This window comes from Flavobacterium sp. HSC-61S13, from assembly GCF_024171535.1.
Classification (GTDB): domain Bacteria; phylum Bacteroidota; class Bacteroidia; order Flavobacteriales; family Flavobacteriaceae; genus Flavobacterium.
In genome coordinates this window covers 189,471-202,770 of record NZ_JALJZV010000005.1, presented here as the reverse complement: position 1 = coordinate 202,770, position 13,300 = coordinate 189,471, and the positions used below count along the sequence as shown (strand labels likewise).

The window sequence follows — 13,300 nt, the reverse complement described above, 5'->3', positions numbered from 1 at the left end:
AGTACCAATTTATGGAACGGCATTCAAAAAGTCTGTTATTGTCGGAATTAATTCGGGATGTAAAGGCAACTTAGGATTATTGTAGGACTTGAGGTTGTCTTCGTCTTTTTCAATATTTTTAAAAATATGGTTCATTCCTTCTATCAGTACGAGTTTGCTTTTGGGATATGCCTGATGTAATAATTTTGCCTCATTTTCTTCTATCTGTATGTCTTTGGTGCCGTTGATAATTAATATAGGTAGGTTTAATTTAGCGATTTCCAAGGTAGGGTCATATTTCATCCACGACATGATGTAAGGTTGGTTTATCGGTAAAAATAAACTTTGTAGCATCGGAATTACGTCAGTTACTATTTGCCCCTTTCTCAATTGGGCAAAGATCTCATCCATCTTTACTCTTAAAAAAGGCGCCTTCTCCGTTACTTGTTTGGTAAGAATCTTGTCAATACGCTGTCCAGGACCCGCTAGAGATATAAAAGCTTTTGCAGAAGTTTTTTGAGCTGCCAGTGTGCCTACTAGAGCTCCTTCGCTATGTCCTGCAATAATAATATTCGTAAACTGCTCGCGTAAACTATTTGTAATTAGAACAACATCATCTACGGAGTTTTCGAAGGTAATGCCTTCGGGAAGGTGTTTGTTTTTGATTTGAGCAATCACGCGCTTGTCGAATGTAAAAACGTTGTGTCCCTTGGTGGCCAATCCTTCTGCTAGAAATTTTAGGGAATTATTCATCGACATCGGCGGTTGATTACCATTTCTGTCGGTGGGTCCTGACCCTGCAATGATTACTATGACGGTTTCGTTGTTGGGAGATCCTATATATAAATCACCTTGAATTTCCGGGTCTATTTGAAGCATTTTTTTTTCAAATGATTGTGCTAACAACGACGTTGAAAATAGAATTATAAAGGAGAGTAGTATTGCTTTCATTTTTAATAGAGATAAACTAAGAATTTACTGAGTACTTCAGCGATTAAGACAGTAACTACCAAAAGGATAATATGAACGGTTTTTTTTAGATTAGTAGCCGTTTTAAAGCCTTTAAAAACTAGGTATGCAAAGAGTATAAGCGCAAGTATGCTGACTAGGGCAAAGCTTCCGATTAGTATTAAGGTAGTTGGCGTAGCTAAACTTTGAAGTAATAAATCGGGCTCTGCAATATTGGGAAGTAAATCATCCGTAATCGTAGTTATTGCATGGTTGATATTGAATAAGGGGAGTAGGTAAAATGGAATTCTACAAATAAAAGCGGTATTTAAAATATCGATAAATCGCGTTTTTGAATTGACGTATTTGCCAAGCGCAAACAATAAAACAGCCAAGATAATGGTGTTGATAATATTGTCCAAAAACGGTTGTATGGGCTGTACTTCCTTTACCAGATGCATATCCAAAACACCATCAAAGCGTGCATTGGTATTAATAGCGATAAGGGATCCGATTAATAAGGATACCAATCCGATGCTAAGCAGTTTTTTATCTGCGACTTTTTCAAAAAGTTGGGTGAGCCAAATCATTTGTTGAGAGTTTTTAAGTGGTTTATATGCGTGATGATGTCGTCGAGTTTATTGCGCACGGTTGGATAACTGATATTCATATTGGCAGCCATCTCTTTTAAGCTTCCACTATATAGAAAGAACTGTAAAATAAAATCTTGTTCCTCTTGGGGAAGCTGAAGTAATAGGGGGAGCTCAAATTTCCCACTGACCTTGGTCTCACAGTGATCACAGGTCAATTCCGACACCTTTAAAGGATCGTGGCAACTCGGACAACTTATGGGTAGTTTGTTTTTCATATACTGATGATGTATAATCAAAGTTAAAGTATTTTTTAATAATATTTAATGGTTTTTTAATAAAATTTATTTCAACCTTGTTTAAGTAAAAAAACAAGGTATAAAAAAAGCTCCTTTTGAGGAGCTTTTTTAAAATTGTTATTGTTTTTTTAGAAGTAATATTGACCAAAATCAACCAGAGTAGGGTATAAGCTTTCTATGGTGATTGGGATGCTGATCGGTAGCGGGTTGTGTTGCTCTCCTTTATCAATCATCTTGATTGTAGACTCATATAATAAGGTCTCATTTTCGTCACTGTACACTTTTGTAGTGTATTTAGTTCCTTTTTTAGTCACTAAAATATGATTGGATGTTTCGTAATTGTAATCTTGAACTTTTAGTGCAATAGTTCCAGAAATCAATTTCCCATCGCTAAGTTGCGCTTTATTCTGCGCTTTTCCTTTTTCATTATAATAAACGATTTCCCCATCGATGTTATCGTCTCTCATTTTAAAATCGTATCGCAATACGCCGCTAGCTGTGAAGTTTTGTACGTGGTAAAGTAGTTCTTCTTCGTTTAATAAAGTTCTGGTCATTCTTACTTGACCTTCCGAAATGGTTTTACTTTCCACTAAAACGCCTTCTTTATATGTTGAGGTTTCACTGGAATCGGATCCTAAATTAGCTATTAAAACACCGTCATAATATACTCCTTCTTTATAAGTTAAACGCGATGCTTCTTGTCCCTCACTGTCGAAATAAATTGCTTCTCCATGATAGTAGCCATTTTCCATCGGAATTCTCGCTACAACGACATTGTTTTCGTATAGCTCCGTAGATATTTGCTCTCCTAAATGATAGAAGTCTCTAGTAGTAATATCATCAAGATATACCGAATAGGTCACTTCTTCACCCTCTTTTAGTCCATTTTCATAATTAGTGATGACTTTTGAGGAATAATCATCTCGAATAATCGTTTTCCCTTGAAATGGCTTGCCGTCTTTGTATACGGTTTTAGAAACTAAAACACCTTTTTCATAAAAAAGACCCTCTTTGTAATAGTCAATTTCTGACTCTAGATAGGTTTTTGAATTCTCAGCAAAGATAATATCAGCTTTATAAAATGTTTTCTTATACAGTAAGTTAGCATTTTTGTATTTCGATATACTTTGTATTTCGTTGGTGGAATCAAAAAAGGTATAAAGTGTTCCGTCCAATTTGACATGATCAAATTTACCGAGCAGTTTTCCTTTATCATCGTAAAAAGTACTGTGTATTACTTCGTAATTCGCATATCGACTTTCACTTAAAATCTGACCGTTTGAATGATACTTGATCTCAGAAATTTTGTATTCGTTTTCATCGTAATTAATCTCTTGAACCTTCGCAGCTTTTCCTTTGTAGTTTTCAAAGGTTATGGAGCTGATTAGTTTTGCGTTTTTATAGGTGTTGGATTCGTTTATTAAATCCTTGTCATCGATACTAATTAAAACACCGTCAGTTGGAGTAGAATAGTAGTTGTAGTTTTCCTTACTATCAAAAGCTGCCTGACCTATTTGCTTGCCTTTTTTGTCGAAATAAGTCGCTTTAAATGAAGCATACTTTTTAAAGGGTGCACCGTTGCTGTAAAAAAGGGTTTCTGAAACCAAATTACCATTGCTGTAAACGCGATGGATATTTTCCAGTTTTTCAACACCGTCTTGAGGAGAACCCGATTCGTTGTAAATCAGTTCGGATTCTTTATGACCGTTTTTGTCATAATACGTAACTTTAGTAGGATAGTAATCGTTGTATTCCGTCAATTGTTTTAAAGTGCCCTCGCTGGAATACTCGTATAATTCGGATAAACTGCTGTCTTTGTAGACGTACTTGAATTCCATCAAATCCTCTTTGCCAATCTCGCTGTTATATAAGATTTGCGTGCCGTCGTTGATAGTTGTATAACTGTCTGCTTCCGTTTGTTCTTGATATACGGCAATTACTTCCCCATTTCGATTGTATTGAGTAAAAGAATTGACTTGGTCTTTTAAAACTTGCACTTCTTTAATTTCACCAGTTCTATAATATTGAGTCTTTTTAACTAATGAACCGTCTTTGTGTTCGGAATTCGATTTTAATTGTAGGGGACTGTAGTAGAAGTCTATGTGGTTTCCATTATATATTTCGTAACCAGAATAAGTACAAGTAGCTATCAATTGCCCTTTGCCATCGAATGTTTCTTCCTTGACGGGTAAGTTGTTTTCAAAGTAGACAACTTGTCTGTAATTTTGGGGTGTTTTGGCAAACAGTTCTGCTTTAATGATCATTCCGTCTTTGGCTTCCATTGCCGTATAGACATCTTCATATTCGTAGACAACAGTGCCGCTATAGAGTTCATTTTCATTAAATACCGCTTGATAAGTCGTACCGTCATTTAAAGTACTGATAACAGTACCGTTGATGACACCATCTTTGTATTCAAAGGTGTTGAGTAAACTTCCTTTTTGATCAAAAACACGGAGATTACCTTGATAAATAGACGGATTCTCATCCGTAGAAGAAATTCCTTTAGAATACAGTATATGTGTTTTTGTGTATTTACTGACCTCAAAGGTTTTATCTTTTAAGGGGCGAATGGTCTTGTAGTACATCGCATCTGTTTTTCCAACGACTTGATCGCTGTAATTGGTCCAGATTGTATCGTTTTGGGCATGCATAGTGGCTCCGGCAAGGAGTAAGAAAGGAATATAAATATTTTTCTTCATTGGAAAAAAATTAAAAAAAATCTTCAGCGATCAGCTGAAGATTTTAGAATTAATCAAATTTATTTTTGATATAGTATTTACTGTCTAGGTCGTCAAGATCATCATCTTGCACTTTGGGTTTTGGTTTTTTGGCCGCAACCTTTTTTTTCCACAATTCATATTCATGGGGTGGAAATTTTTTTTTCATGATTTCGGTGACTTCTCGTTCACCGATTCCAAACTCATTTTTAATTGCTTCGAAGGGTTTTCTTTCTTCCTTCGCCATGGCAATTATCCGTTCCATTGATTCGCGATCAAACTCCAAGTTCTTATCTTTTTTCATTAGATGAAAAGTTAATCCAGTTTTAATGTTAATATTCTCATGTCAATATTAATAAAAAAAAATAGATAAGCAAAAAATAAATTTAGAATTTAATAAATAAATTTATTTTTAATAAAAACAAATATTAATGCGCGCTTTTAAGTGGTTTTATTGCTTTAATCCTTTGTTTTTTTAAATATTAACTGACTATTCATAAGGACGATAGCCGAAAGTATTAATAAAATTCCGATCCATTGAATGGCGATAACCGGTTCATTGAGAAGTAAATAGGCTACTGTTACTGAAACAGGTAACTCTATCGAAGAAATAATACTTCCGAGTCCAACACCAGCATGTGGGAATCCCATGTTTAAAAAGATAGGTGGGATGATGGTTCCAAATAAAGCGAGGACTAATCCCCAGTTGAGCAATATGCTAAAATCAAAATCGCGAATGCCCGAAGTATCCTGTGTCATAGAGGCTAAAAAGCTGCGCATAAACTCGAAATTATTAGGACCAACTTGGGTAATAAAAGTAAAAATACTGACAATTATAGTGGCTCCAATTAACATATAGAAACTTCTTTTTGGCGCGGCTAAGTGATTGGCGACATAATTAGTCGTAAACATAGTCATCGAAAAGGAACAAGCTGCAAGGAATCCCAAAAAGATACCGCGGTAATCCATTTCAATTTTGTCTCCCATAATATTGGTGGCTAATACGGTTCCGAAGAGGATTAAAGCAACGGCTACCAGTTTGATTTTTGAAGGGAAGGTTTTGGTCATAAAACTTTCGATAACCACTCCAATCCATACCGATTGCATCAACAGCACTACGGCTATAGAAGCGTTGATATAACTGACAGCCATATAGTATAATACGGATGTAAATCCCATAGAAGTACCGGCTAATATAAGTTGACGAATGTCTTTGTTGTTGGCAGCAATTTCGCCCAATTGCTTTTTACGAAATAAGTTGATTAAAAACATACCGAATAACCCCAATATCACTTGTGAAAAAGTTACTTCAGCTGTGGTAAATCCCGCCTGATATGCCAGTTTGACAAAGGATGCCAACATACCAAAACTCGAGGCACCACATGCTATTAATAAAACTCCTTTTGTAATGTTCTTTTCTTTCATACCCAAATAATGTTTAGTTGTAAACTCCCTTAGTGCCGTCGTATCTTTATTGCCGTCGTATCGTCAGAAAAGCGGTATAAGCGAGAATTTTTGTGCTTTTTTTACAGCCTGTAAAGGTACCGTTTTTATATTTCGCAAGTTCTTATAGAAAAGCCAATATTTAACAATTTGTAGAACGCTTGGTGCACAGACTGAAACACAAACCACGACTTAAGAATAACAAAAAAAGTCCGATAAACACTAAAGCTTATCGGACTTTTAATAAATACTTATAAGGTATTACATTTGACTAAAGTTTCTTTTGACAAACGCAGTCAGTTCTTCTCCTTTGAGAAGTCCTTGAGATAATTTTGCTAAATCCAAGGCTTGTTTGATATTGCTATCGCGTTTTGCCGTATCCGTATTGTTTAATAAAGAAGCTGCAAATTCAGAATTGGTATTAACGATCAAGTTGTACATTTCTGGAAAATTACCCATTCCAAACATTCCTCCGCCTCCAGACGCACTCATTTCTTTCATACGGCGCATAAATTCTGGTTGTGTTATCACGAAGGGTTCATCGGTACTGTCTAAAGCTTCCATTTGTACGGTATACTTTTCTTTTGGAACTACAGTCTCCAAAACTTCTTTTAAACTTGTAGTCTCCTCTTCACTTAATTTAGAAATCGGATTGTCGTCTTTCTTAATTAGGTTATTAACGTGATCGGCATCAACACGAGCAAAAGTCAGTTTTTCATTTTCTGATTCCAACTTTTGAATTAAGTGAGAAACAATCGGAGAATCCATTAAAATCACTTCATATCCTTTGTCTTTTGCCGCAGCGATATAACTGTGTTGCGCATCTTTGTTAGACGCGTAAAGCACAACTAAGTTACCGTTTTTGTCGGTTTGCTGATCTTTAGTAGCTTCTTTCAACTCTTCTAAAGTAAAGTATTTACCGTCAACGGTAGGATACAACACAAAGGCACCTGCTTTTTCAAAGAATTTAGGTTCTGACAACATACCGTATTCCAAAACGATTTTTATATCGTTCCATTTCGCTTCGAAATCAGCTCTGTTTTCTGTGAACAAAGATTTGAGTTTGTCGGCTACTTTTCTGGTAATATAATTAGCGATTTTCTTTACGTTACCATCGGATTGTAAATATGATCTCGATACGTTCAATGGAATGTCTGGTGAATCAATAACTCCTTTTAACATCGTTAAAAATTCAGGTACGATCCCTTCGACATTATCCGTTACAAAAACTTGATTTTGATACAATTGAATCTTGTCTTTCTGCATCTGAAGATCAGCACTTAACTTAGGGAAATATAAAATACCCGTCAAATTAAATGGATAGTCAACATTCAAGTGAATATTAAATAAAGGTTCTTCAAATTGCATTGGATACAATTCGTGGTAGAAGTTTTTATAATCTTCGTCTGTTAATTCAGAAGGTTGTTTGGTCCATGCTGGATTTGGATTATTGATGATGTTGTCTACTTCAACTTGATCATCACCTTCACCTTCAGTACGCGTACCAAATTTGATGGCTACAGGCATGAATTTATTGTACTTCACCAACAATTCACTGATTTTATTCTCTTCCAAAAATTCTAGAGAATCCTCAGCTATATGCAAGATGATCTCAGTTCCTCTATCTTGTTTGTCTGATGCTTCTAAAGTATATTCAGGGCTACCATCACAAGTCCAATGTGCTGCAGGTTCATCTTTGTATGATTTAGTGATAATTTCTACTTTACTAGCTACCATAAAGGCAGAGTAGAAACCCAATCCAAAATGACCGATAATTCCAGAATCTTTTGCGGAATCCTTGTATTTCTCTAAAAATTCTTCTGCTCCTGAAAAAGCAACCTGATTGATGTATTTTTCAACCTCCTCACGGGTCATTCCCAGACCTTGGTCAATGATATGAAGTTTTTTTCCTTCCTTGTCAATTTTTACTTCAATAACAGGAGATCCGTATTCTACAGCGGTTTCTCCTATAGTAGTTAGGTGCTTGAGCTTTAAAGTAGCATCAGTAGCATTGGAAATAAGTTCTCTTAAGAATATCTCATGATCGCTATATAAAAACTTTTTAATTAGTGGGAAAATGTTTTCAACGGTCACATTAATTTTTCCTGATGTCATAATTATTTGTATTTTTATAATTAAATTTACTTTTATAACCGAAATATTACAAATTGAGTACCAAATTGTAATTAGCGCCATATTGGCAGTAAAGAAAAAAAACAAAAAAAAGAGTCCTAAAAAAATTGGGCATGTTTATTGTTAACGTAATTTTGTAAAAATAAATTGATCTATGAAATCGGCACTGGGTAAGGGTTTAACATGTGAACCTTTGTTTGAGTAAAAACGATAGCAGATGATCTTAATGTAAAATTTAAAATCTTCATATGAAAAAACTAATTGTTTTGGGCGCTATGGCTCTGTTTGTGGTTTCTTGTAAACCTACAATGGACTCCAAGTCTCAAGTGGGAATTAAGGGGAATTGGACCCTTACCAATGTTAAGCACATTGGGGGAGAATTTGTGAAAATAAATTCTTTTAATATTGCAGATTCTAAATGTTTCATCGGAAGTCAATGGAATTTTGTGTCCAATAACAATTCCGGATCATTAAGCTTGAATGCTGGTGGTGATTGTCCACAATTTGATAGTAAGTTCAAATGGACGATAGCGCCTTCAGGAGAATTTAGCTTTAAATTTGTAGATCAAGGTGAAAAAGCGAAACACGTGACAACGGGCTATGCGCTAAGAGTCGCTAATCAAACTGAATCGTCGTTCCAATTGGTGGATAAAATCAATGCTGGTGGACAATCTTCAGATGTAATTTATCAATTTCAACGCAACTAAAACTTTATATAAACTAAACTAAACTTACAAATGAAAAACTTAAATATCTATTTATTAGCAGGAACGATGTTGGCCACCTCAGTTGGACTGACAAGTTGTAATGCTGTACAGAATTCTAATAAGACACAAAGAGGTGCTGCAATTGGTGCTGCTGGAGGTGCTCTTATTGGAGGAATACTTGGTAATAACGTGGGTAACAAAAAGAATAGTGCTCTTGGAGCAGTATTAGGAGGTGTTATCGGTGGTGCAGCTGGTGGTGTTATTGGAAATAAGATGGACAAACAAGCTCGTCAGATTGAAGAAACAGTACCTGGAGCTGAAGTGGAAAGAATTGGTGAAGGAATTAAATTGATTTTGGGTGAGAGCTCTGTAAACTTCAATCTAAATCAAGCTACCTTAACTCCTACAGCACAAGCGAACTTAGATAAATTAGTAAAAGTATTCAAAGACAATCCAGATACTAATATTGAAATTTATGGTTATACAGATATTACTGGTAAAGAAGAGTATAACTTAAAATTGTCTGGTCAAAGAGCGAACTCTGTGAAACAATATTTAACTAAACAGGGAATTGCTGCTAATAGAATGAAAACAAAAGGAATGGGTATTGCTGATCCAATTGCTTCTAACGATACAGACGCAGGTAGAATCAAAAACCGTAGAGTGGAATTTGGAATTACGGCTAATGAAAAAATGGTACAAGATGCACAACAAGAAGCTGGAAGATAGTTTATTGTAATCAAATCATAAAAGGGTAGCGACCAATTGGTCGCTACCCTTTTTTTTGAACCAAAAAAACCAGAACCAACTGTGTTGTAGTCGATTCTGGTTTTGTAAAGTAAACCCGCTTTTGTAAAAGTAAGTTGCTCTAAAAGATCAACCCGATTATCCAAGTAAGCACTAAATCAATTAATTTTAAGGCAAGGGCTATCATAATTTATGCGTTTTTTGGTAGTATTATATAATAGGTAATTATTTACAATCGATACAACTTAAATCTATATCAGTGATTTTATACACATGAATACCTGGTTGTAAAACAAAATCATCATCCATAAAAGCTTGGAAATCGCTATTTAATCGTGCCGTTGAATTTTCAGATAAATATAGATATAATTTTATATTCTTAACACTATATGGATCATTTTCTTTGTTAATAAAATTATCCGACAAGATCAACGTATTTTCTTTGATCTCAAAGTTGTAAGTTGGTGTTGATTCCGCAACGGTGTCTAGGTGTAAAATGTCGTTTTTTACCGCTTCTAACTGTACCGTGAGGTAGGACTTGTCTTGGTAGGTCTGTAAAACCTCTAATTCGATCATTTTTTGTCCAGCGCTTAAAGCGGTTTTAAATTCATCTACATTTTTAGTTGTTGACTCAAAGTATTTATCATCTACAAATATAACCTCTAACGGTTGATTATTAAGGATTAAATCTGTTGACGACGTAAATAATTCTTCGCCTATATTCAACTCTTTATGGATGGCAGTAGAAAAGAATTTAGAATTGTTTCCCGCTTCCTGCATAGTAACAAATATTAATCCGATGATTGCAAAAAACCACAAGCCAGCTAAGATAATAGAGGTTAAACCTACGTATTTAAGATTTTTGTAGAGCAGTTTTAATCCCAGTAAAAACAAAATGATAAATGGAATAGCGCTAATCAGAAAAATGATTAAACCCATTACCCAAAGTGGGGTGCTTAACGAGAAATCTCCCGGTGTAAATTCAAATGGCCCGCCTTGAGGAAAATGCCATTTATTGTTTGAAATAACAATACCCGCTATGGCACTACCTAAAAAACCGAAAAAAGCAAAAATCAAAAAGCCAATTCCAAATATTCTTCTGAGAACTTGTGCTGCAGTATCTCCAAAGGCACGAGTGTTTTGGCCAATGTTATGACCCACTTTTTGGTAATCGATATTGTTTACTTTATCCGATACATAGTCAATGTTTTCTCGAACTTTTTTTTCGATGGATGAGATATTGATCGGTTCGCCTTTCATTTCTAACTTTTCGCTAGTAGAACTCGCTTTGGGTATCACAATCCATAGGATAATATATACCAAAACACCTGTTCCATAGAAGAATACTAAAATCAACAATAAAATACGCAACCAAACGGGGTCTACTCTAAAATAATGTCCCAATCCCGCCAATACACCACCGAGTACTCTTTTGTCTGTGTCACGATATAGTTTTCGTGAAAAAGTATTTGTGGTATGAGGCTGACTGTATGTCTGAGGTTCCTCATCATCTATTCTATAAGCTTCTGGTTCACCCATAATTGAAATTATAGAATCGACATCCGTCAAAATGATCACTTGGTTATTTTGATCAATACGCTCGCTAAATAATTCGGCAATGCGACTCTCGATATCATGGATGATTTCTTCACGACCTTCTATATTAATCGAATTTCTGATTGCTTGCAAGTAGTGATTTAATTTGGTGTATGCATTTTCATCGATATGAAAAATGATTCCAGCTATATTTACAGTTACGGTCTTATTCATGAGGTTGAGTGTTAGTGGTTATTTTTTCTACTGCTACGGATAGTTCGGTCCATGTTTTACCTAGTTCTACTAAAAATTCTTGCCCCAGGTCGGTTAGACGGTAATACTTTCTCGGTGGACCTGCGTTAGATTCTTCCCAGCGATAACTGAGTAAATCATCATTCTTTAGTCGTGTAAGTAGCGGGTATATCGTTCCCTCAACAACTAATAGTTTCGCTTGTTTAAGCTCGTCTAGTATTTCAGAAGTATAACAGTCCCTTCCTTGCATGATGGAAAGGATGCAGAACTCTAAAATACCCTTGCGCATTTGCGCTTTAGTGTTTTCTATATTCATGGTTATGGAATGTTTCGATGTTTCTTATGCAAAGATATATACAAAGGACTGTACTTTGTATTGCAAGGTACTGTTATTTAACTTTATTTTAACTTTTTAAATAATTTTCCTGCTCTATAAATTTTTTGTATTTTTATGACAAAGCGTTAGTAACCGACCGCTAGCTGAAACTAGATTCGAGAGTAGGGCGCTAAAATGTTTATTATTATAAAAATCTGATTTGCATATGAAATGGTCGCCATCCAAGCTCAATAGTTATTTGTTTTTAAAATTACCTTCCGCTTATTGGACAGGAGTGCGGGTTAAAGAAATATCTGAAGACCGTTGTGTGTCTACAGTCAAACATCGCTGGATCAATCAAAATCCGTTTCGCTCCATGTATTTTGCTGTACAAGCAATGGCTGCGGAATTGTCAACGGGTGCTTTGGTGATGTATCACATTCAAAAAAGTGGTGCTACTATTTCGATGTTAGTTGCACGGAATAACAGTATATTTACCAAGAAAGCTGTAGGACGGATTCGCTTTGAATGTACGGAGGGAGCCAAAGTAAACGCAGCAATTCAAGAGGCCGTTACAACAGGTGAAGGGCAAACCTTCTGGATGAAATCCGTGGGTAAAAACGAAAAAGGAGAAGCCGTTTCGGAGATGAATTTTGAATGGACTATAAAAGTTAAAACCCCAAAAAAATAAAATTTATGAAAATTTTGATAACTGGTGCTACGGGGTTTATTGGTAGTTCTTTAACATCGTATTTATTGAGTAAAGGTTATACGGTAAACTATTTAACAACAGATAGAGACAAGATTAAAGATGCGGTACGTTATCACGGGTTTTATTGGAATCCAGCAAAATCTTCATTTGACTTAAAGGCTTTAGATGGTGTTGATGTTATTGTACATCTGGCAGGGGCTAGTATCTCAAAAAGATGGACACCGAGAAACAAACAACAAATGATTGACAGTAGAATCAATTCTACCAGATTCCTTTATCAGACCTTAAAAGAGCAAAAGCATCAGGTTAAACAGTTAATAGGAGCCTCTGCTATTGGTATCTATGAAGATAGTTTAGATTATATTCATCAAGAGGACTCGCTACGCGTTGACGCTGATTTTTTAGGTGATTTAGTAACCCAATGGGAAGCTGAAAACAAGAAATTCGAAGAATTGGGGATATGGGTTTGCCTGCTTCGAATCGGAATGGTGTTGTCTAAAAATGATGGAGCATTACCAGAGTTGGTAAAACCTATTGAGCGATATTACGGAGCGGTATTGGGATCAGGAGAACAAATCCATTCTTGGATACACAGAGAAGATTTGATTTACTTGTTTGAATATGCCATCAGTCATCAACTTGAAGGCGTATATAATGCCGTTTCTCCACATCCGATTACGCAACGTGAATTGGTCATGGATTTAAAAACTATTTTAAAGAAGCCGGTGTTTTTTCCACGAATCCCTACTGTGTTTCTAAAATTGATTTTGGGCGAACGACACATTTTGGTTACAGGAAGTCAAAACGTCAGCTCCAAAAAGACCTTAAATGCCGGTTTTGAATTTAAGTTTCCAGAAATCAAAATGGCTTTGACGAATCTATTAAAATAAAAAAAGAGTTCTATTTATAGAACTCTTT

General features: G+C 35.4%; 13 protein-coding genes. 4 read left to right on the top strand and 9 right to left on the bottom strand.

Going from position 1 to position 13,300, the window contains the following annotated elements:
- Positions 1-9 precede the first annotated feature (9 nt).
- From L1275_RS07010 to htpG, 7 genes are all read right to left on the bottom strand, one after another.
- Positions 10-930 (bottom strand): alpha/beta hydrolase, encoded by a 921-nt coding sequence (locus L1275_RS07010; protein WP_253471196.1) that lies wholly within the window; start codon positions 928-930, stop codon positions 10-12.
- A gap of 2 nt (positions 931-932) precedes the next feature.
- Entirely contained in the window at positions 933-1,517 is a 585-nt protein-coding gene (locus L1275_RS07005) for a hypothetical protein (protein ID WP_253471194.1), read from the bottom strand.
- Positions 1,514-1,795 (bottom strand): DUF2089 family protein, encoded by a 282-nt coding sequence (locus tag L1275_RS07000; RefSeq protein ID WP_253471192.1) that lies wholly within the window; start codon positions 1,793-1,795, stop codon positions 1,514-1,516. The genes L1275_RS07005 and L1275_RS07000 overlap by 4 nt, the downstream gene beginning before the upstream one ends.
- 149 nt (positions 1,796-1,944) lie before the next feature.
- On the bottom strand, positions 1,945-4,518 hold the full coding sequence (locus L1275_RS06995) for a hypothetical protein (protein ID WP_253471190.1): 2,574 nt from the start codon (positions 4,516-4,518) through the stop codon (positions 1,945-1,947).
- A gap of 49 nt (positions 4,519-4,567) precedes the next feature.
- Positions 4,568-4,840, bottom strand: a complete 273-nt coding sequence (locus L1275_RS06990) for a DUF2805 domain-containing protein (RefSeq protein ID WP_219293346.1) — start codon at positions 4,838-4,840, stop codon at positions 4,568-4,570.
- A gap of 155 nt (positions 4,841-4,995) precedes the next feature.
- Complete coding sequence (locus L1275_RS06985; RefSeq protein WP_253471188.1) at positions 4,996-5,961, bottom strand: DMT family transporter; 966 nt, start codon at positions 5,959-5,961, stop codon at positions 4,996-4,998.
- A 279-nt stretch (positions 5,962-6,240) separates the two neighbouring features.
- Positions 6,241-8,094 (bottom strand): molecular chaperone HtpG, encoded by a 1,854-nt coding sequence (gene htpG / locus L1275_RS06980; RefSeq protein WP_253471186.1) that lies wholly within the window; start codon positions 8,092-8,094, stop codon positions 6,241-6,243.
- Between the two features lie 266 nt (positions 8,095-8,360).
- On the opposite strand from htpG, the gene L1275_RS06975 reads away from it, so the two are divergent.
- Positions 8,361-8,819 (top strand): lipocalin family protein, encoded by a 459-nt coding sequence (locus tag L1275_RS06975; protein ID WP_253471184.1) that lies wholly within the window; start codon positions 8,361-8,363, stop codon positions 8,817-8,819.
- Positions 8,820-8,849: 30 nt separating this feature from the next.
- Complete coding sequence (locus L1275_RS06970) at positions 8,850-9,548, top strand: OmpA family protein (RefSeq protein WP_253471182.1); 699 nt, start codon at positions 8,850-8,852, stop codon at positions 9,546-9,548.
- Between the two features lie 243 nt (positions 9,549-9,791).
- Here L1275_RS06970 and L1275_RS06965 read toward each other — a convergent pair whose 3' ends face one another.
- Entirely contained in the window at positions 9,792-11,336 is a 1,545-nt protein-coding gene (locus L1275_RS06965) for a PspC domain-containing protein (RefSeq protein WP_253471180.1), read from the bottom strand.
- Complete coding sequence (locus tag L1275_RS06960) at positions 11,329-11,670, bottom strand: PadR family transcriptional regulator (RefSeq protein ID WP_253471178.1); 342 nt, start codon at positions 11,668-11,670, stop codon at positions 11,329-11,331. The genes L1275_RS06965 and L1275_RS06960 overlap by 8 nt, the downstream gene beginning before the upstream one ends.
- A 226-nt stretch (positions 11,671-11,896) precedes the next feature.
- On the opposite strand from L1275_RS06960, the gene L1275_RS06955 reads away from it, so the two are divergent.
- Complete coding sequence (locus tag L1275_RS06955; protein ID WP_253471176.1) at positions 11,897-12,361, top strand: DUF4442 domain-containing protein; 465 nt, start codon at positions 11,897-11,899, stop codon at positions 12,359-12,361.
- Between the two features lie 5 nt (positions 12,362-12,366).
- Positions 12,367-13,272, top strand: coding sequence for a TIGR01777 family oxidoreductase (locus L1275_RS06950; protein ID WP_253471174.1), 906 nt, complete (start codon positions 12,367-12,369; stop codon positions 13,270-13,272).
- Positions 13,273-13,300: the final 28 nt, after the last annotated feature.

Bases quoted from the DNA above. Each gene is read 5' to 3' on its own strand.
- L1275_RS06950 (WP_253471174.1), top strand. From the start codon at position 12,367: ATGAAAATTTTGATAACTGGTGCTACGGGGTTTATTGGTAGTTCTTTA.
- L1275_RS06975 (WP_253471184.1), top strand. From the start codon at position 8,361: ATGAAAAAACTAATTGTTTTGGGCGCTATGGCTCTGTTTGTGGTTTCT.
- htpG (WP_253471186.1), bottom strand. From the start codon at position 8,094: ATGACATCAGGAAAAATTAATGTGACCGTTGAAAACATTTTCCCACTA.
- L1275_RS06960 (WP_253471178.1), bottom strand. From the start codon at position 11,670: ATGAATATAGAAAACACTAAAGCGCAAATGCGCAAGGGTATTTTAGAG.
- L1275_RS06995 (WP_253471190.1), bottom strand. From the start codon at position 4,518: ATGAAGAAAAATATTTATATTCCTTTCTTACTCCTTGCCGGAGCCACT.
- L1275_RS06965 (WP_253471180.1), bottom strand. From the start codon at position 11,336: ATGAATAAGACCGTAACTGTAAATATAGCTGGAATCATTTTTCATATC.
- L1275_RS07010 (WP_253471196.1), bottom strand. From the start codon at position 930: ATGAAAGCAATACTACTCTCCTTTATAATTCTATTTTCAACGTCGTTG.
- L1275_RS06970 (WP_253471182.1), top strand. From the start codon at position 8,850: ATGAAAAACTTAAATATCTATTTATTAGCAGGAACGATGTTGGCCACC.
- L1275_RS06955 (WP_253471176.1), top strand. From the start codon at position 11,897: ATGAAATGGTCGCCATCCAAGCTCAATAGTTATTTGTTTTTAAAATTA.
- L1275_RS07005 (WP_253471194.1), bottom strand. From the start codon at position 1,517: ATGATTTGGCTCACCCAACTTTTTGAAAAAGTCGCAGATAAAAAACTG.
- L1275_RS07000 (WP_253471192.1), bottom strand. From the start codon at position 1,795: ATGAAAAACAAACTACCCATAAGTTGTCCGAGTTGCCACGATCCTTTA.
- L1275_RS06990 (WP_219293346.1), bottom strand. From the start codon at position 4,840: ATGAAAAAAGATAAGAACTTGGAGTTTGATCGCGAATCAATGGAACGG.
- L1275_RS06985 (WP_253471188.1), bottom strand. From the start codon at position 5,961: ATGAAAGAAAAGAACATTACAAAAGGAGTTTTATTAATAGCATGTGGT.